The sequence below is a fragment of the Halomonas sp. KX33721 genome (assembly GCF_001596805.1).
Taxonomy (GTDB): domain Bacteria; phylum Pseudomonadota; class Gammaproteobacteria; order Pseudomonadales; family Halomonadaceae; genus Vreelandella; species Vreelandella aquamarina.
The window spans coordinates 31,082-48,263 of record NZ_LVIA01000015.1 but is presented as its reverse complement, the minus strand read 5'-3'; the positions used below and the strand labels follow the sequence as shown (position 1 = coordinate 48,263).

The 17,182-nt window shown below is 55.7% G+C and carries 13 protein-coding genes, 1 tRNA gene and 1 pseudogene; 10 read left to right on the top strand and 5 right to left on the bottom strand.

What is annotated here, in order from left to right; genetic code table 11:
* Positions 1-8 precede the first annotated feature (8 nt).
* Positions 9-320: an SCP2 sterol-binding domain-containing protein gene (locus tag A3220_RS06225; protein WP_054641124.1), complete on the bottom strand. Its 312-nt coding sequence runs from the start codon at positions 318-320 to the stop codon at positions 9-11.
* 170 nt (positions 321-490) lie between these two features.
* Between A3220_RS06225 and sohB the strand changes: the two genes are divergently transcribed.
* Positions 491-1,537, top strand: a complete 1,047-nt coding sequence (sohB, locus tag A3220_RS06220) for a protease SohB (protein WP_058577916.1) — start codon at positions 491-493, stop codon at positions 1,535-1,537.
* Positions 1,538-1,585: 48 nt separating this feature from the next.
* Here the strand turns inward: sohB and A3220_RS06215 are convergent, their stop codons facing one another.
* A complete protein-coding gene (locus A3220_RS06215; protein ID WP_044629143.1) occupies positions 1,586-1,906 on the bottom strand; it encodes a metalloregulator ArsR/SmtB family transcription factor in 321 nt (106 codons plus the stop codon).
* A gap of 302 nt (positions 1,907-2,208) precedes the next feature.
* Here A3220_RS06215 and A3220_RS06210 point away from each other — a divergent pair.
* The 3 genes and pseudogenes from A3220_RS06210 (at position 2,209) to A3220_RS06200 (ending at position 5,781) form a co-directional block, all read left to right on the top strand.
* Positions 2,209-4,124, top strand: a pseudogene (locus A3220_RS06210) (propionyl-CoA synthetase).
* A gap of 168 nt (positions 4,125-4,292) precedes the next feature.
* Positions 4,293-4,961 carry a 7-cyano-7-deazaguanine/7-aminomethyl-7-deazaguanine transporter gene (locus A3220_RS06205; RefSeq protein WP_044629142.1) on the top strand — a complete coding sequence of 223 codons (669 nt, stop codon included), beginning with the start codon at positions 4,293-4,295 and terminating at the stop codon, positions 4,959-4,961.
* A gap of 16 nt (positions 4,962-4,977) precedes the next feature.
* Positions 4,978-5,781 carry an alpha/beta fold hydrolase gene (locus A3220_RS06200; protein WP_062373812.1) on the top strand — a complete coding sequence of 268 codons (804 nt, stop codon included), beginning with the start codon at positions 4,978-4,980 and terminating at the stop codon, positions 5,779-5,781.
* A 14-nt stretch (positions 5,782-5,795) separates the two neighbouring features.
* On the opposite strand, the gene A3220_RS06195 is transcribed toward A3220_RS06200, so the two are convergent.
* Positions 5,796-6,740: an ABC transporter substrate-binding protein gene (locus A3220_RS06195; protein WP_252860424.1), complete on the bottom strand. Its 945-nt coding sequence runs from the start codon at positions 6,738-6,740 to the stop codon at positions 5,796-5,798.
* Between the two features lie 361 nt (positions 6,741-7,101).
* On the opposite strand from A3220_RS06195, the gene A3220_RS06190 reads away from it, so the two are divergent.
* The 3 genes from A3220_RS06190 (at position 7,102) to A3220_RS06180 (ending at position 10,764) form a co-directional block, all read left to right on the top strand.
* Positions 7,102-8,808, top strand: a complete 1,707-nt coding sequence (locus A3220_RS06190; protein WP_062373809.1) for a potassium/proton antiporter — start codon at positions 7,102-7,104, stop codon at positions 8,806-8,808.
* Positions 8,809-8,866: 58 nt separating this feature from the next.
* A tRNA-Ser gene (locus A3220_RS06185) sits at positions 8,867-8,957 on the top strand.
* Between the two features lie 730 nt (positions 8,958-9,687).
* A complete protein-coding gene (locus tag A3220_RS06180) occupies positions 9,688-10,764 on the top strand; it encodes an IS481 family transposase (protein WP_062373805.1) in 1,077 nt (358 codons plus the stop codon).
* Between the two features lie 9 nt (positions 10,765-10,773).
* Here A3220_RS06180 and A3220_RS06175 read toward each other — a convergent pair whose 3' ends face one another.
* Complete coding sequence (locus A3220_RS06175; protein ID WP_062373802.1) at positions 10,774-11,415, bottom strand: hypothetical protein; 642 nt, start codon at positions 11,413-11,415, stop codon at positions 10,774-10,776.
* Here A3220_RS06175 and A3220_RS06170 point away from each other — a divergent pair.
* Entirely contained in the window at positions 11,414-12,097 is a 684-nt protein-coding gene (locus tag A3220_RS06170; protein ID WP_062373799.1) for a DUF6694 family lipoprotein, read from the top strand. The two genes, A3220_RS06175 and A3220_RS06170, sit on opposite strands and share 2 nt — an antisense overlap.
* A gap of 106 nt (positions 12,098-12,203) precedes the next feature.
* Here the strand turns inward: A3220_RS06170 and A3220_RS06165 are convergent, their stop codons facing one another.
* Positions 12,204-13,091: a LysR substrate-binding domain-containing protein gene (locus A3220_RS06165; RefSeq protein ID WP_062373796.1), complete on the bottom strand. Its 888-nt coding sequence runs from the start codon at positions 13,089-13,091 to the stop codon at positions 12,204-12,206.
* 130 nt (positions 13,092-13,221) lie between these two features.
* On the opposite strand from A3220_RS06165, the gene A3220_RS06160 reads away from it, so the two are divergent.
* Both A3220_RS06160 and A3220_RS06155 read left to right on the top strand, forming a co-directional pair.
* Entirely contained in the window at positions 13,222-14,817 is a 1,596-nt protein-coding gene (locus A3220_RS06160; RefSeq protein ID WP_084812752.1) for an NADH-quinone oxidoreductase subunit L, read from the top strand.
* A complete protein-coding gene (locus tag A3220_RS06155; RefSeq protein WP_062373793.1) occupies positions 14,814-17,177 on the top strand; it encodes a putative inorganic carbon transporter subunit DabA in 2,364 nt (787 codons plus the stop codon). Before A3220_RS06160 ends, A3220_RS06155 begins: the two co-directional genes overlap by 4 nt.
* The last annotated feature ends 5 nt before the right edge of the window (positions 17,178-17,182 follow it).

The following is a 17,182-nucleotide window of genomic DNA, read 5'->3' as shown; positions in this document are numbered from 1 at the left end:
TGCTGGGCTTACTGGCTGGGAAACAGGCTAGTAAGCTTGGTTGCCAGCATCACGTTACCGGTGGCTTTCAGCTTGCCGGTCATAAAGGCTGTCATGCCGTTAATGTCACCGTTCATAATCCCTTTTAGTGTGTCGGTGCTCATGCTTAGACTGACCGACGGATCATCGTGTTCGCCTTCGTGTACCCCGAGTGTGCCGTCCTGAATATCCAGATAGTGGCTACCGGCGTCAGAAAAATGAAACTGGAAAACCTCGTTCATACCTTTTGCAGCCTCTGGGTTAAAGCGGGACTGCAACTTTTCAAGCGTAGTGGATGACATAGGTAAGTTCCTAAGCGTTAATGGGAAACATCAGGTAATGCCTAAGACGAGACTATTTCAAACATTTGTTTTAATCAAGCCTCGTGTGCAACGTATGTAGAGTATGCGTGCCAGATAGTAAAAAAAGGTAATTGTTTTAAACGTTTAAACACCGTAATAGGAGAGTGACAATGGCTGAATGGCTCGCAGAAATGGGCACATTCTTACTGCAAACAACCCTGGTAATGTTGGCGGCTGGCCTGCTGGTTTTACTGGTGCTGCGCGGTAAAGAGAGCAACGAGCATGGCCTAAAACTGCATGTTGAATCTCTGAATGATCAGCGCCGAGCGCGTAACCGGCGGTTACGTGTCACCACAACTGCCCAGGGGGCGCGTAAAAAACTGGTTAAAGCGTTTCGCCACGAAGAGAAAGCCCGGCAAAAGGCGGCCAAGAAAGACAAGAGCGAGGCCCAAAACACCCAAAAAGTATGGGTACTGGATTTCCATGGCGATATTAAAGCCTCGCAAGCCGAGCAATTCGCCCAAGAGGTATCGGCGGTGATTGAGGTGGCCAGCACTGATGATGAAGTCATTGTGCGTTTGGAATCAGCAGGTGGTCTGGTACACGCCTATGGCTTAGCCGCTGCTCAATTGGACCGGCTGCGAGAAGCGGGGCTCACCACCACGGTATGCATCGACAAAGTGGCCGCCAGCGGTGGATACATGATGGCCTGTACCGCCAGCCACATTAAAGCCGCGCCGTTTGCGGTGATTGGCTCTATTGGCGTGGTCGCCCAGGTGCCCAATATTCATCGCCTTCTCAAACGCAACGATATCGATGTTGAGCTACTTACTGCCGGTAAATATAAGCGCACGTTGACCGTGCTCGGGGAAAACACCCAAGAAGGGCGTGAGAAATTTATCGATGACCTAGAAAACACTCACCGCCTATTTAAAACTTACGTGGCTAAGCATCGGCCCGATATGGATATTGAAAAACTTGCCACCGGAGAGATTTGGTACGGCAGTGAAGCATTAGAGCAGAAGCTGGTGGATAGCGTGGGAACCAGCGAGGCCTATTTAGTAGAGCGTATCGCCCAAGCCCAGGTGTATCGTGTGAAGCTAGAGCCGCCGAAAACCATCAGCCGCAAGGTCGGGCTAGCGGTATCGGCGGGCGTGGAGCATGCCATGGTGAAGGCTCTGGGCGTGATCGACGCGGCAGGCTGGCAGCGTCGTTAGATTCGCTTGAACAGCGAGTGCTAAGTAGCCAAGACTGAGTGCCCAATACTAGGCAGCATAGTGTTGCGCCAGGGTGTTAATAATTGCCTTGGCGCTTTCGCTGCTGAGTGAATAATAGATGGTTTGAGACTCCCGCCGCGTATTGACCAACTGGTCGCGACGCAAAATCGCCAAGTGCTGAGAAAGCGCCGACTGGCTCAATGAAAGCTGCTGATTAATTTGCGTTACCGACAGCTCTTTTTCTGCCAACAAACACAGGATCTGCAGGCGTTTTTCATTCGCCAACGCTTTGAGCAGGTTAGTGCCTGCTTCAATAGCATGACAGTTATGTTCCAGAAGACGTTCAGCGGCGCTAGTAGAAGCAGACATGAGGATCTCCTTGCCTACACTGTAGTGACAGCGTTGTTATAGATTATGTGGCCATCGTCGCGTCGCGAGGATTGGGTTGTTTAATGATCAGTAATTTAGCGGTTTTTGTCCAAATATGGGTTTAACGCTCTATCAATGGTAGTGAAGGCTTTTTTGTCGACAATGTCTGCGTTTGGCTACGGCTTTGGTCGCGTTTTATCCCATAGTATGAGGGTGAAATTGATGGTTACTTTATAAAGTGTCAACAATTCATCTTTGCTTCGAAGATGCTTATCAACCGACACAATAATCACAAGGTCACCATGAGCCTCTATCAGCATACCTACCAGCACTCTATCGAACAGCCGGACACCTTTTGGGCCGAACAGGCTCAGAGGGTGCCTTGGTACACGCCGCCTAGCGCCATCCTTACCTATGACGACCAGCAGCACGCTCGCTGGTTTGGCGATGGCGAACTGAATATTTGCTATGCCGCCATTGACTGCCACGTTGAGCAAGGGCGCGGTGATCACCCCGCCATTTATTGGGACTCACCGGTTACTCAATCCAAGCAAACCATTAGCTACCTTGAGCTACGCGACCGGGTGGCGCGGTTTGCTGGCGGTCTTGCCAAGCTGGGGGTAACCAAAGGCGACCGTGTCATTATTTATATGCCCATGGTGCCTGAGGCGCTGATTGCCATGTACGCCTGCGCCCGTTTAGGCGCGGTGCACTCGGTAGTGTTTGGCGGCTTTGCGCCCCACGAGCTGGCAGCTCGCATTGAAGATGCCGAACCGAAAGTAGTGATTGCTGCTTCCTGTGGAGTCGAAGTTGATAAAGTGCTGCCCTATAAGCCCATTGTCGAAAAAGCTATCTCGCTGAGCAGCTTCAAGCCAGATGCTTGCGTGGTATTTCAGCGCGCAGCGCATCGTGCAGAGTTACAACCCAGCGATGTGGACTGGCACGAGCTGGTGGCGGATGCTCCCTTTGTGGATTGCGTACCCGTGAAAGCCACCGACCCGCTGTATGTGCTCTATACCTCCGGCACTACTGGCAAGCCCAAAGGCGTGGTGCGAGACACTGGCGGCTATGCGGTCGCTTGGCCTATTCGATGGAAGTGATTTACGACCTTAATCCAGGCGATGTGATGTTTACCGCCTCGGATGTGGGTTGGGTCGTGGGGCACTCGTATATTGTTTACGCACCGCTACTGCGTGGCTGTACCACGGTAGTGTATGAAGGTAAACCGGTGAAAACACCGGATGCGGGAGCGTTTTGGCGTTTGATTGATGAGTACAAAGTGAAGAGTTTTTTCACCGCCCCAACAGCGTTTCGGGCCATCAAAAAAGAGGACCCTGACGCCAAGCAGTTGGAAAAGTACGATATCAGCAGCCTGCAGCACTTATATGTTGCTGGTGAGCGCTTAGATCCACCGACTTTTCATTGGTTGGATGACCTGTTCGATGTGCCGGTCATCGACCACTGGTGGCAAACTGAAACCGGCTGGCCAATTGCCGCCAACCTACCAGGCATCGAAGTAACGGCCACTAAAGCAGGCTCTGCTACTTACCCTGTGCCTGGTTTCAACGTGCAGATTTTGGACCGCGACGGCGAACAGGCGCCCGCCATGCAACAGGGCAGCGTCGTCATCAAGCAGCCGCTGCCGCCGGGGTGTTTGGTGGGTGTATGGCGTGATCCGCAGCGCTTTCACAGTGCCTACATGGCCGCTTACCCTGGCTATTACCTAACCGGCGACGGCGGCTACTTTGATGAGGAGGGCTACCTGTTCATCATGGGGCGCACCGATGATGTGATTAACGTAGCGGGTCATCGCCTTTCTACCGGTGAGATGGAAGAAGTAGTGGGCGCGCATCCGGCAGTGGCGGAATGTGCGGTAATCGGTATTCATGATGAACTAAAAGGGCAGCTACCAGTGGGGCTAGTGATTCCCAAAGATGGCTTTAATGGCGACGAAGCAACCTTGGAAGCAGAACTGATTGAGCGCATGCGTGAACATATCGGCCCCATCGCCTGTTTTAAGCAGGTGCTGATAGTGAACCGGTTGCCCAAAACCCGCTCGGGCAAGATACTGCGCAAACTGCTGCGCAATATCGCCGATGGAAAATCCTTCGGCATTCCCTCTACCATTGATGACCCCACCAGTTTGGAAGATGTGCATGCAGCGATGCGTGAACGCAACGTGGGTGCTGCCGATCAAGCAACCTCCACCGATAGCTAATAAGCATCTTCTCTGCCACGCTCAAACCACGCACAAAGCCGCCCAACCCCATGAGCGGCTTTGTGCGTTTGCCGTGAGGAACGCGTATAATGCGCGCCCCAGTGGCGCTCAACGCGCTTTTTCGAGGGTTCCCTAACCCCTCTATCAACCAAAAAAAGGCCAATCTGTATGTTTGCTTTAACCGACGCTCAGCATCGCCGTTGCCTCATGGTAATGGTCGCCTTCCATATCGCCATCATTGCTGCCAGTAACTATCTGGTGCAGCTACCGTTTACGCTGTTTGGGTTTCATACCACCTGGGGTGCGTTCAGCTTTCCGTTTATCTTTCTAGCCACCGACTTAACGGTGCGCCTATTTGGTAAAGGGCCAGCCCGCACGATTATCCTACGCGTGATGTTTCCGGCGCTGTTGGTGTCTTACGTGGTGTCAGTGATCTTCCCACGCGGCAGCTTTGCCGGCATTGAGGCACTCGGCGAGTGGAACCTGTTTGTTGCCCGCATTGCAGTTGCCAGCTTCCTTGCTTACGTATTGGGGCAACTGCTCGATGTGCAGGTGTTTGACCGCCTGCGCCAGTGGGCGTGGTGGGTCGCACCTGTGTGCTCGACCATTCTGGGCAATCTTGCCGATACGTTTGCCTTCTTTGCCACCGCCTTCTATAACAGTCCTGACCCCTTTATGGCTCAGCACTGGGTAGAAATTGCTGCCGTTGACTACGCCATTAAGCTGGGCATTAGCCTGCTGTTCTTCCTGCCCCTCTATGGTCTGCTGCTTGCCTGGCTAACGCGCCGCTTGGTGGTATGGACAGGGCAGGACGATGCTGCGCCGCGAACCGCTTAACCGATAAGGAAATAGCATGACCGACAATGTCCCCGTGGATCTTTACGCGATTGACCTGCCTGCTGACGCCGACGCGGATAGCCAGCCGCTGGTCGTGATTCATGGCTTGCTCGGCAGTGCCGATAATTGGCGCTCGCATTTGAAAGTGTGGCAGCGCAAGCGCCGGGTAGTGGCGGTGGACCTGCGTAATCACGGACGCTCCCCACACGCAGAAGGCATGAGCTATAGCGCCATGAGCCAGGATGTGCTGGCAGCGTTAGATAAGCTGGGTATTGAGCAAGCGCATATTTTAGGCCACTCCATGGGCGGCAAGGTAGCCATTACGCTGGCGCGCCAAGCGCCGCAGCGTTGCCTATCGCTCATGGTGGCTGATATTGCCCCGGTGGCCTATCAGCACGGCCATGACGATGTGTTTGCTGCCCTGGAGCAAGTACGAAAAGGCAAGCCAACCAATCGCCGCGAAGCAGACGCTTTGCTGGCAGAACACGTCGATTCTCGCCCCACACGGCTATTCTTGGCGACTAACTTGGTGCGTGACGAGAATGGCGTGATGGGCGTGCGGGTTGGTCTGGATGAAATTCAACGCGGCTATGAAGCCATTATCGGGCAGCCCGATGGTGATTCCCCATTTGAGGGTGCAACGCTGGTACTGCGAGGTGCTGATTCCCACTACGTGAGCGATGATATGCTGCCAGCGCTGCGTGAAGTGCTGCCTCGGGCGCGGCTGGTCACCCTCAAAAACGCTGGCCACTGGCTGCATGCCGACCAGCCTGATGCGTTTCAGCAAGCGATCGACGCCTTTATAGCGGCGCAATCGTAATTACGGCGTGCGGGTTAGCGCTCCATCAGTAAGTGGGGGTTCACCGCCAGCCGCGTGACGGGAATTGAATTTTCTGTGACGCCCGCACTCTGCAAGTAGCTTTCAAACGCCGCATAGCGCCGCTCGTCTAGTGCCGCAGGGCTTAACGCAACGCGGCGGAGCAGGTCATCCCACGCCTCTTGATTGATGGGGTTATCCAGTACGGGGTGTGTTGTGACCAGCAGCGTCCAGGCTTCTTCGGGGTGCTCAATCATCCAGTTGCTGGCCTCTTCCAGAGCGATTAGCACCCGCGACCAGGTGGTGGCCTGACGAGCAACGGAGTCGCTATTGGCTAATAGAATCAGCCCATCGTGGCGCGGGATATCGATGTCGCTGTAGCGCACGGTATGAGTGACGATGCCATCGGAGGCGAGCTGCTGGGGCAGCGTATGAAAAAAACCATCCGCCACGGCGTCGACTCTGCTCGAACGTAGTGCATCGGCGGCATCAAAATGGACGCTTTCAGGCGCAACGAAGTCATCGACTTGGCGCACTGAACGGGGCAGAAGTTGTTCCACTAACACATCACGCCCCTCGCGGGTGGAATAACCGTAGTGTAAATCGGCTAGGGCGTCGGCAACCGCTGCTGGTGCTGGCGCTTCACCTGCCACGATCACTGCATTTAACGGCGTTTCTATCAGCGTGGCGATGCGTGTGATTGGCGCGCCATCGTGGGCATGTAAATGTAGCAGCGGCTGGCGGGTGAGCGCTAAATCCACTTCTCCGGCCGCCAGCAGCTTAATCGCAATGGAGGGGTCGGCTGGGGTTAATAGCTCGATTTCAAGCCCTTGGGCGGCAAACAGGGCCCGCTCTTTCGCCACGATAAGGGCGGCATGCTGGGGGCTTAAGTACCAGTCTAGCATTAGTGTGAGCTGTTTCAGCGGCGGCGGGTCAAGAGGCGACGGGGGAATCACCGCCATACTGGGCGCTTCTTCAGGCACTTCAGCTGCGCTGTTATCGCCTGCGGGCCACAGCCCTTCAGGAAGCGCTACATCGCTTTCTAAAGAAAGAGGGGCGTCGAGGTTTCCTGAATCACGCTCTTCGTTTGCGTAAGTTGCTGAAAATGAAAATAATAAAAAAAAAGAACAATGACAGTGCTAGAAATGAACGTTCACGCCAAAAAGCGTTCAACATAACCTCAACTCCCGATGGTAGGACGGCGGAGTTTAGCTGTCAGGCAAAGCATCTGGCTAGTCCCTTGCATAAACCTAGCGAACACGCTCAGTAAATTCAGCAACGATATGCAATAATAGAACGGCATTAATGTAGAGATGGAGAGACATGGACGCAATTTATACGTTCTTCCTAGTGGGTGGTTCCCTAATGGCGCTCAGCATCCTCGCGAGTCGTCTCTCTTCCATGGTGGGCGTACCGATACTGCTGATTTTCTTGGGCCTCGGGATGTTGGCCGGAGAGGAAGGCCTGCTAGGCGTCGAGTTCGATGACTATTCCATGGCCTTTACGATCGGCCATCTAGCGCTCGCCATGATTCTGCTCGATGGTGGGTTGCGCACGCGTCTTAAAACGTTCCGAGTCGGGTTTCGTCCTGCGCTCTCTCTGGCGACGTTCGGTGTCTTCATTACCAGTGCCATCGTCGGCGTCATTGCCATGTGGGTATTTGATCTCTCCTTGGTGCAAGGGCTGCTGGTAGGTGCCATCGTCGGGTCTACCGATGCTGCGGCGGTCTTCTCCATGTTAAGCGGACGGGGAGTGAACCTTAACGAACGGGTAGGGGCGACGCTGGAAATCGAATCGGGTACCAACGACCCGATGGCGATCTTTCTAACACTGATGCTGGTAGAGCTGCTGGTCGGTGACATCGGCGCTGTCAGCGAAACGTTGCTGTTCTTTGTTTCTCAGTTTGGTATTGGGTTGGCCGTCGGCATTGGGGGCGGATGGCTTAGCGCTAAACTGCTCCGCTGGCTGGACTTGGCACCTGGTCTTTATGCCATGCTGGCGCTGGCACTTGGCTTTAGCGTGTTCGGGTTGACCAGCGTGCTGGGAGGCAGCGGCTTTTTAGCGATTTATCTAGCGGGCCTGATGATTGGTAATCAGCCAGGCCGCCACCTCAATTTCATCCTGCCCGTACACGATGGTTTGGCCTGGTTGAGCCAAATTGGCTTGTTCTTGGTGCTGGGATTGCTGGTGACGCCCAGCGAGCTTTGGGACGTGGCCCTGCCCGCTGGCTTCGTTGCGTTGGCGTTGATCTTCGTTGCTCGCCCGCTGGCCGTCTTGATTAGCATTAAACCCTTTTTCAAATTCCGTTGGCGCGAAACCCTCTTCATTGCCTGGGTCGGCCTGCGCGGAGCCGTTCCGATCGTGCTCGCCATTTTTCCAGTGATTGGCGGAGTCGAAAACGCGTCGCTCTACTTTAATGTCGCCTTTGCGGTGGTGCTGATGTCGCTGCTGATTCAAGGCGGCTCTCTCACCCTCATGGCCCGCTGGCTGAAAGTAGAAGTACCCGCGGGTACCATGCCCAACCGTCGCGGTCCACTGGGCATCCTGCCGGAAAACGATTTTGAAATGTTCGTCTACACGGTAGAAAACCAGGACCTGGACGATGTGCCTATCCGGCTGCTGCGGTTTCCCTCCGGCGCCTTGATCTCGGCGTTGTTCCGCAACCATGTCATGCTCCACCCCAAAGGCAGCACCCGACTGAAACTGGGGGATGTGGTCTGCGTGATTGGTCGCAGTGAAGACCTGGTGGCCCTGAATCGCTTGTTCAATGGCGATGCCAAGCTCAAGCAAGAGCGCGCTTTCTTCGGTACCTTTACCTTAGATGGCAATGCCCAAATGCAAGACATCGCCCAGGCCTACGGCTTAACTTTAAGCCCTGGCGAGCAGGACATGACGCTAGCGGAGTTTATTTCCCTCCGCGTAGGCGGGCACCCGGTCATAGGTGACGATGTTGATTGGCACGGCATTCATTGGGTCGTCAGTGACATGGAAGGTGGTGAGATAACCCGCGTCGGCTTAAGACTCTACTAATTTATTCAAAAGGCGTTGACTTACAAGGGGAAGCTGTTATTATACGCACCCATAAGCCGGAGGGATGGCAGAGCGGTTGAATGCACCGGTCTTGAAAACCGGCATAGGTTAATAGCCTATCCAGGGTTCGAATCCCTGTCCCTCCGCCATTATCAAAAAAGCCCGTGAGTCAATGACTTACGGGCTTTTTTTGTTCGATTTGTCCCAATCTTTTGTCCCAAAATCTCCCCCGTCTAAAAGCGGTTCTGAGCCGTTTCCTAGACCAACCCTGCCCGCTTCACACACAAAACCGCTCAGGCGAGCTTCTGGAGGCTTCTAGCCGTAGCCCGGCTTGGTCGCTACCACCACGAAACCGAAAGGCTAACGACAGAGAAAGCCAATTCCTGCTTGCTCAATAACCCCAACCGAAGGGCGGGAGGTGAGTGAGCGAAGCGAACGAGAGCCCGCAGGGCGGTAGGGTCGAAAACAAAAAAAATGACCGCGATAGCGGTCTTGGTGTCGTTTTCAATAAAAAAAAATGGCTCATAAAAGACTATAAATATAGGTCGATTGTGAAAAAATCCATTTCTCTAGCAGTTTCGCGGGACATATGAAAATCATGACTTGAAAGACTTTCAAGACTGTCTGAAAGATTTACAAGATTTTCACAGCATAGAAGACTATATAAATAGGTCGTTTTTGAAAAAAATCATTTTCTAGCAGTTTTGCGAGAAATATGAAGAACAAGACTTGAAAGACTTTCAACTTATATTGAAAGTCTTTCAAGGTTTAGTTTTTTGTGATATAATTATAGGGTCCCGGATGATCAAATCGTTTATAGGAGTTATCCTCTGCTAGCCGCCAGGGAGCTTCTTCAGCAATTCATCCGGGAACAGGTTCATGAACATCAAGCTGCATAAGCAAGCGACGACGACACCGAAGATCCGTGCCGAGATCCAGGCAGCGCCTTCCAGCCTCACGGATAGCGAGCTGGCCCGGCAGTATGGTGTCGCTACTGCGACCATCCGGCGATGGCGTTACCGCGACGATGTCTATGACCGACCGCATACCCGTCACAACCTCCTGGCCACGCTCACACCTGAGCAGGAGGAAGTGCTGATCACGGCTCGTGAGTTCCTGCGTCTCGGCTTGGATGATCTCCTCGTCGTGGCGCGTGAGTTCCTGAATCCTCGCTTGTCACGCTCCGCTCTGCATCGCATGCTCAAGCGGCGTGAGGTGCCGACGCTGGCGGAACTGGCGCGGCAGGATGCCGGTGGCGACGAGAAGCCCCGGCACAAGCCCTTCAAGGACTATGAGCCGGGCTACGTGCATATTGACATCAAGCACCTGCCTCAGATGCCCGACGAGGAGCAGAAGCGCTACTTGTACGTTGCCATCGACCGTGCGACACGCTGGGTCTACCTGGAGGTCCGAGGCAGCCAGTCCGCGGAGGATGCTCGGGCGTTTATGAAGCAGGTGGAGAAGAGGGCGCCCTTCAAGATTCAGACGGTGCTGACCGACAACGGCAAGTCGTTCACGGATCGCTTCACGCGGGCAGGTGAGCGCAAGCCCAGCGGGCGCCATCCCTTCGATCAGGAGTGCCTGGCCCACGGCATCGAGCACCGCCTGATCAAACCGGGAAGGCCGCAAACGAATGGGATGGTGGAGCGCTTCAACGGCCGTATCAGCGACGTGCTGGCGGCCCGGCGCTACACTACAGGCGAATACCTCGAGCAGACGCTCAAGCGATACTGCTGGCTGTATAATCACCATATCCCGCAGAAAGCGCTGCATCATCAATCGCCGATCACGGCGATGAAGGAATGGCAGGCCAAGCGGCCTGAGTTATTTACCAAACGGGTGGTTAATCACACGGGACCCGACAATTTCTTCATCATAAATCTTTATCCCAGCGCATTACTCTCTTCAGAAGGTTCCTGTCAGCACCTGCCGAACAAGAGGTTTCTCAACGACTGAATTTAGGCTTCAAAGGCAATCCTGTATGCGCTCTACAATTGATTCCATCTGCGCATATGCCTGCTCTCCGTTGAATGCATTGCCAGCAGGAAGAGGACCGCCAAGCTCCCCCTCATGTATCCTGATATCTTCGAAAAGATACGTTCCTTCTTCTGGTGTTAGCGTGAGACTGTATTGGAAGGGAATGCTTCTCTTCATGCCTTCAGATATATATACTGTTTTAGCCGTCACTGAGTATTCATCCCGGATGTTTGCAGGGGAAGTGCCAGTGATTTTCTGCATGCACGCTTCAGCATGAGTTTCCAGCGTTGATGAACGGGAGAACCTCACTTGCTCAAATGCAGGCCAATTATTTGCTCCGATATTTGAAATGACAACGTTGGGGTTGGATGTAAGGTCTGTTGAAACCTTGGTGGCACACCCGGTTAAAAATGCCGTGGATACAGCAATTACCATTAGCTTTTTCACTACTTCCCTCCAATATGCAAAATGAGGCGGTTCGAAATTACCAAAGATTTTTTCTAAGGAGCCGTTAATCAGTCCATTTTTGAGCGGCTGTAACGCTCGGGCGGGTATATTAACCGATTCAACGATAAAAGTGATCACAGTACCAGGGCAGGGGATTCCTGATCTAGTGATAGCGTTGGCCATGTCAGGTATTGCTCATGCAGATCCGACCATTGATGGCTCAAACCCGCGCTATTTCGACAGGTCACTTCAAGAAATTCGTGCCTCGTTAGATGAAGCAGAGGCAGAGCGCTTTAACGAAGCCATCGAAGCTCTGTTGATGCGTCGATCTCAGCAAGGGATGACGATTGTCGAGATCAGCGAGCTAAGTGATGATGAACTTGAAGCCATGGCCACAGAGGCTCGTCGCAGTTTGCACGGCCTTAGAGGCCCTGAGGTGCTCGAGCTCGCGGGAGAGCTCCCCGAGAAAAGCAAAGAGGCTGACGGTCTTGACATTCCCATTGCGCAAGAAATGCTGGACCGCTTCGTTATCGAAAGCGCCGAGTACCAGTTAATTGAAGATGACTCGTTGAATGCTGCTCCCGTGATAACGTTGCGCGTGACCAACAACACTGGCGAGCCAGTCGCGAGGGCGCACTTCCGAGGTGTATTGCAAAGCCCAGGTCGTTCGGTGCCTTGGGTCGACGAGATGTTCTACTACACCATTTCTGGCGGTATCGAGCCGGGCGAAACGTTGGAATGGAATTTAGCGCCCGATAGCACTGGCCCATGGGGTAACCCATCGATTGGCGATGACGCCAGTCTAAGTATTGAGGTGCTTCGACTGGACGATCCCTCAGGGAGCATGCTTTGGGAAAGACCTTGACGTAAATAGTGCCTAAAAACCCGCTTCGGCGGGTTTTTTTGATGCCAATTAAGCTGTTCACGATTCCTAGCCAAACTTAGCGAATTGCGTTACGTTCACTTCTGGCTCAATCCAGCAGCGATTCCCCCGTGCGTGTTAACAGCGCTTTCAAGCTAGGCGACTCGAACCGGCGTTGAATGGTAATGGCGTAGAATTCTTCCCATACGCCGGGCAGCGCGCCGTAATCTTTTAGCGTGCCGTTGTGCAGCTCGTCACGTACTACCACGGGGGGCATAACGGCAATGTGCTGCGTGTCCCGCGCCAGTAGGCGCATCATTGCCATGTCGTCGACTTCGGCGGCAATCTTGGGCGTTAGTCGGTAGTGGCTGCACAGCTGGTCGAAGGCGTGGCGAGTGGCGTTTTCAACCCCAGGCAGAATAAACGCGTGGCCGTTTAAGCCTTTGGGAAAAGCAGGGGGCGGCGAGAGGTGGGGCGCTGCAATTAAACTTACCGGCTGGCGCGCTAATCGCTGGGAGCGCCAGGGGTGTTCACTATCGCCACGCACCGGCTGGTTCGAGAGCACCACGTCTAGCTTGTGGGCCGAAAGCCGCCTTAGCAGGTCATCCAGACCACCGCTTTGCAGTATCAAATCTAGGTCGTCTCGGCCCAGCAACGGCCGTACAAATCCTTCCTGAAAGTTGCGCGATAGCGTGGCCACTGCCCCGACGCGCACCACTTCGCGATGGGCGTGACCGCCTTCAGCAAACAGCGCGCTCAGCTCTTCGCCTTGGGTGAAGATGGTTTCCGCGTAATCAAACGCCAGCCTGCCTGCTTCGGAAAGGTGCAGCTGCCGCCCTTCGCGAATAAACAGCGCTTGGCCCAGGCGCTCCTCTAACTGGCGAATTTGCTGGGAAAGCGACGACTGTGACACGTGCAGCGCTTCGGCCGTGCGGGTCAGGTGGCCTGATTTCGCCACTTGCCAAAAATAGTAAAGGTGATGGTAGTTGAGCTTCATGGCAGAGGGGCCTCAGGCTGCGTGTTGGCTATTCGTTCTGTTTTAAAGAACGATTATTGAAAAATAAACTATTTTTTATATGGTGGCGAGCTGGGCATAGTTTGTGGCATACGACTGAAGGGGAAAGGCTATGCCACATTTTATCAACATAACGGTGCTATCACTGCTAGCGCTGTGGTTACTGGTCCCGGTTTCGCTGTTAGTGATGGCGGGCGTCAGCGCACGGGCCAGCACGCCCGCATCGCTGCAGCGCGCTTGGCAAATAGGCCGTTGGTTAACGGCAAGCGCGTTGGTCGCGAGCCTAGCGGTGGGCGGGCTGCTGGTGCTGGATGCGTTGGGTGTACCCACCGGCCTGCCCGAAGCCGCTCAGCCGCTGGGCTTGTATCCGGATGGTTTGGCCGTGTGGATGGCGCTACTGATCAGCTTGTTAGGCACGGTGCTGCTGCGTTTTGCAGAGAACTACCTAAAGGGCGACCGTGGCGAGCGTCGGTTTTTGCCCTGGTGTTTGGTGGTGCTGGCAAGCGTGATGCTGCTGGTCTTTACCCATCACTTGGTCGTGATGCTGATTGCCTGGGTGGGAGTGAGTGTGGCGCTGCACCACTTATTAACGCTCTACCCTGAGCGTGTGGAAGCCCAACGGGCGGCATGGCAAAAATTTGTGGTTAGCCGTATAGGCGATGCGGCGCTGGTTGTAGCGGTAGTGCTTTTATATGCACGTTTCGGTACCTTTCAGCTACCTGAGCTGTTTGCGGCCGCTGCGGCGTCCTCTAGCGGCTGGCAGGTGGAGGCCGCCTCAGTGGCGCTGGCCATCGCGGCACTGTGCAAATGCGCCCAGGTGCCGATGCATGGCTGGTTGATCAAAGTCATGGAAGCCCCCACACCGGTTTCCGCGCTGCTGCATGCGGGGGTGATTAACCTGGGGGGCTTTGTGTGGCTGCGTTTGTTCCCGGTGTTTGATGGCCTAACGCTGGGCCACTACCTGCTCATTGCGGTGGGTGGTTTTACCGCACTGGTCGCGGTGATGACGATGCTGACCCAAACCTCCGTCAAGCATGCTCTGGCGTGGTCTACCTGCGCGCAAATGGGCTTTATGCTGTTTGAAATTGGCGTAGGGGCGTACACCTTGGCGCTGGCTCACCTGTTGGCGCACTCGCTTTACAAAGCTCACTCCTTCTTGGCGTCTGGCCGTACCGTGAGGGCCTCGCGCTGTGAGCGCCTGCCGCTTGCACCGCTGCGTCAGCGTCTTTCTCTTGTGCTGCCTGCGGCCGCTGTCGCGGCGATGGTACTGATGCTGTGGCCCTCGCTGGTTAGCCATAATCCGCTGCTGGGTGCACTGCTTAGCTTGGCGGTGGGCAGCACGCTGTTGGGCATGCCGGTGGGCACCGCCAAACCCAAGCGTTTAGCGCTGGTAGGGATGGCGCTTGCCCTGGTGCCGTTGTATGCCTTGCTACACAGCGTGCTGGCACCTGCACTGCCCAGCGCCTACACGCCCTTAACACTCACGGCAGGACTTTTAGGGACACTGATGCTGGCAAGCCTAGTGTTGGCCGCTGGAGCCGTCACGCTGTTCCCTCAGGCTGCCTGGGTAGCCCGCTGGCGCGTTCACTTTAGCCAGGGGCTTTACCTGGCACTGCCGTTTCAGCGTGCGGTGGATGCGGTAGCCCCCATTCGTGCCTGGTCGCGTCCTTCATCGCTTGCCCCTGGTTTAAAAGGAGAGTGGTCATGAGTCAGCCTATTGCCGTAGACACATCCTCACACCATTCGTCAGTGCCGTCGCCAGAGCAGTATCGCGATGCGCTAAAGCGCGCGACCGACGCCATTGCCCCGGTGTGGCCGCTGGACCAGTGGATTGCGGTCAACCCCTGGTGGGGCCTGAAGCATCAGCCCATTGAGCAGGTGAGCCAAGCGCTCAGCCGCCGGGCCGGGCAGCCGATGACCATGCCTGCCGAGTTTTATCGTAATGCTTGGGAATCGGGCCGGATTACCCCGCAAGACCTGCAGCAGGTGCTGCGCCAAGGCGGCTACGCCTATAGCGAGCAGAGCTTAGTGAGCTACTTGGCAACACCGCCAAAGCCGGTAACGCCGCTACGCAGCGCCTGGGATTCCCTGGCAGGGCATGACGGGTTTGAACCGCTGGCGGAGAGCTGTGCGAGCTACTTCGATCACCATCAACAGCGCTGGGCAAGCCGTTTTGTGCCTTCGCTTTATCACTTCTGGAAAACGTCGGCACAACACGATCTGCGCTGGCCTAAAGCGCAGCGCCAGGCGTTACAAGCTCTGCCAGATGACCCCACAGCAGCGGTTGAGCAAATAGCTGAGGATTGGGCGCTCACCCCAGAAGCGTTTGAAGTACTGGCCCACACCCTGTTGTTACGGATTAACGGCTGGGCTTCCTGGTGCCAAGGCATTGGTTGGCATACCGCCCACCAGCAGGCAGAGGCGGGCATTACCCAGCTGGCTGCCATGGTACTGGCATGGGAGTGGATAGGCGTTGACCAGCTCACCAGCATCCAACAGAGCGAGTGGTTTGCCCAGTGGCAAACCGCCGATGCGGGCATTACTTCTGCGCATGAGGCGCTGTGGTGTTGGCAGCATGCCTATGAGCTGGGCTATCAGCGGGCGCTAGCCATAACGTTAGCCGCGCCGAGTGCCGAGTCTTCCTCCGCTCCCAAGGTACAGGCTGCGTTCTGTATCGATGTACGCTCTGAGCGGTTCCGTCGCCATTTAGAGCAGGCCACCCCTACCGTTGCCACATTAGGCGTCGCGGGGTTCTTCGCTATGCCGGTGGCCGATGCGGCTACAGGGCCTGAGCGTGCCCAGCCCCGCGTGCCGGGGTTGTTAAAACCTGCTTATCGGGTGGGCTCTTTGCAGCCGCAGCAGCGGGGCGTTCAGCGCTATCAAAAAGAGAGCCAGCGCCAAAGCGTGCGCCACGCGAAGTACGCGCCGCTTTCAACCTTCACTCTGGTGGAAACAACCGGCATTGCCTGGGGCTGGAAGCTGATCAAAGACAGCCTGCGTAAACAGGCAACCGTGCCCCAGTGCGAAGCGCCCGCCGGGCTTTTTCACACCTACGACGGCGAGCCAATTGCCCGCCATGAAAAAATAGCGCTGGCGAAAAACCTGCTAACGCTGCTGGGAACCCCCACGGCGTCGCTGCTGGTGCTGGTGGGCCACGACTCCCAAAGCGAAAACAACCCGCATCACGCCGGGCTGACCTGCGGGGCCTGCGGCGGGCAGGGCGGCGGCATGAATGCGCGAGTGGCCGCTGCGCTGCTGAACGACCCGGAAGTACAGCAGGCCGTACAACACGCAGGTATGACGTTGCCCAGCCCTTTTCACGTATTGGCCGCCACCCACTGCACGCTCACCGACCGCGTGCACGTCTATCGGGATGAGCAGATGCCCGAAGCGCTAGAAGACGCGCTGGCCGCATTTGAAAGCGGTGTACACGTGGCGGGTGAGGCTACTCGTCTAGAGCGGGCACCTGACCTGGGGGTGGATGACGCCGACCCTATTGAGCGCCTGAAAACCTTCGCTACGCGCGGTGCCGACTGGTCGCAACCACGGCCTGAGTGGGGGTTGGTAAATAACGCCGCGCTTATTTTAGCGCCACGGGCGCGTACCCAAGGGAAAGCGTTGGAAGGGCGCGCGTTCTTGCACGACTACCACCCAGAGCAAGATCCAGAAGGCAAGGTGTTAGAAGGGCTGATGATGGCACCGATGCTGGTGGCCAGTTGGATCAACCTGCAGTACTACGCGTCTACCGTGGTGCCTGGGCTGTACGGCGCTGGCAATAAGCTGCTGCATTCAGTGGTGGGTGGCCATGTGGGCGTTATTGAAGGTAATTCGCCCCAACTGCGCATTGGCCTGCCGGAGCAGTCGCTGCGCGATGGCGAGAAGCTTCATCACGAGCCGTTGCGCTTAACCGTGGTGATCGACGCGCCCAGAGAACGCATCGAAGCGATTATTGAACGCCAGCCGGTGGTGGCCGATTTAATCAACCACCGCTGGCTGTGGCTCACCCGGATGGGGGATAACGGCCTTGAGCGCTATTCGCCAGAAGGCTGGCAGCCGGTTGCCGTTTGAGGGGC

Excerpts from the sequence above, each read along its gene's own strand:
- A3220_RS06225 (WP_054641124.1), bottom strand. The coding sequence starts at position 320 with ATGTCATCCACTACGCTTGAAAAGTTGCAGTCCCGCTTTAACCCAGAG.
- sohB (WP_058577916.1), top strand. The coding sequence starts at position 491 with ATGGCTGAATGGCTCGCAGAAATGGGCACATTCTTACTGCAAACAACC.
- A3220_RS06215 (WP_044629143.1), bottom strand. The coding sequence starts at position 1,906 with ATGTCTGCTTCTACTAGCGCCGCTGAACGTCTTCTGGAACATAACTGT.
- A3220_RS06205 (WP_044629142.1), top strand. The coding sequence starts at position 4,293 with ATGTTTGCTTTAACCGACGCTCAGCATCGCCGTTGCCTCATGGTAATG.
- A3220_RS06200 (WP_062373812.1), top strand. The coding sequence starts at position 4,978 with ATGACCGACAATGTCCCCGTGGATCTTTACGCGATTGACCTGCCTGCT.
- A3220_RS06195 (WP_252860424.1), bottom strand. The coding sequence starts at position 6,740 with ATGGCGGTGATTCCCCCGTCGCCTCTTGACCCGCCGCCGCTGAAACAG.
- A3220_RS06190 (WP_062373809.1), top strand. The coding sequence starts at position 7,102 with ATGGACGCAATTTATACGTTCTTCCTAGTGGGTGGTTCCCTAATGGCG.
- A3220_RS06180 (WP_062373805.1), top strand. The coding sequence starts at position 9,688 with ATGAACATCAAGCTGCATAAGCAAGCGACGACGACACCGAAGATCCGT.
- A3220_RS06170 (WP_062373799.1), top strand. The coding sequence starts at position 11,414 with ATGTCAGGTATTGCTCATGCAGATCCGACCATTGATGGCTCAAACCCG.
- A3220_RS06175 (WP_062373802.1), bottom strand. The coding sequence starts at position 11,415 with ATGGCCAACGCTATCACTAGATCAGGAATCCCCTGCCCTGGTACTGTG.
- A3220_RS06165 (WP_062373796.1), bottom strand. The coding sequence starts at position 13,091 with ATGAAGCTCAACTACCATCACCTTTACTATTTTTGGCAAGTGGCGAAA.
- A3220_RS06160 (WP_084812752.1), top strand. The coding sequence starts at position 13,222 with ATGCCACATTTTATCAACATAACGGTGCTATCACTGCTAGCGCTGTGG.
- A3220_RS06155 (WP_062373793.1), top strand. The coding sequence starts at position 14,814 with ATGAGTCAGCCTATTGCCGTAGACACATCCTCACACCATTCGTCAGTG.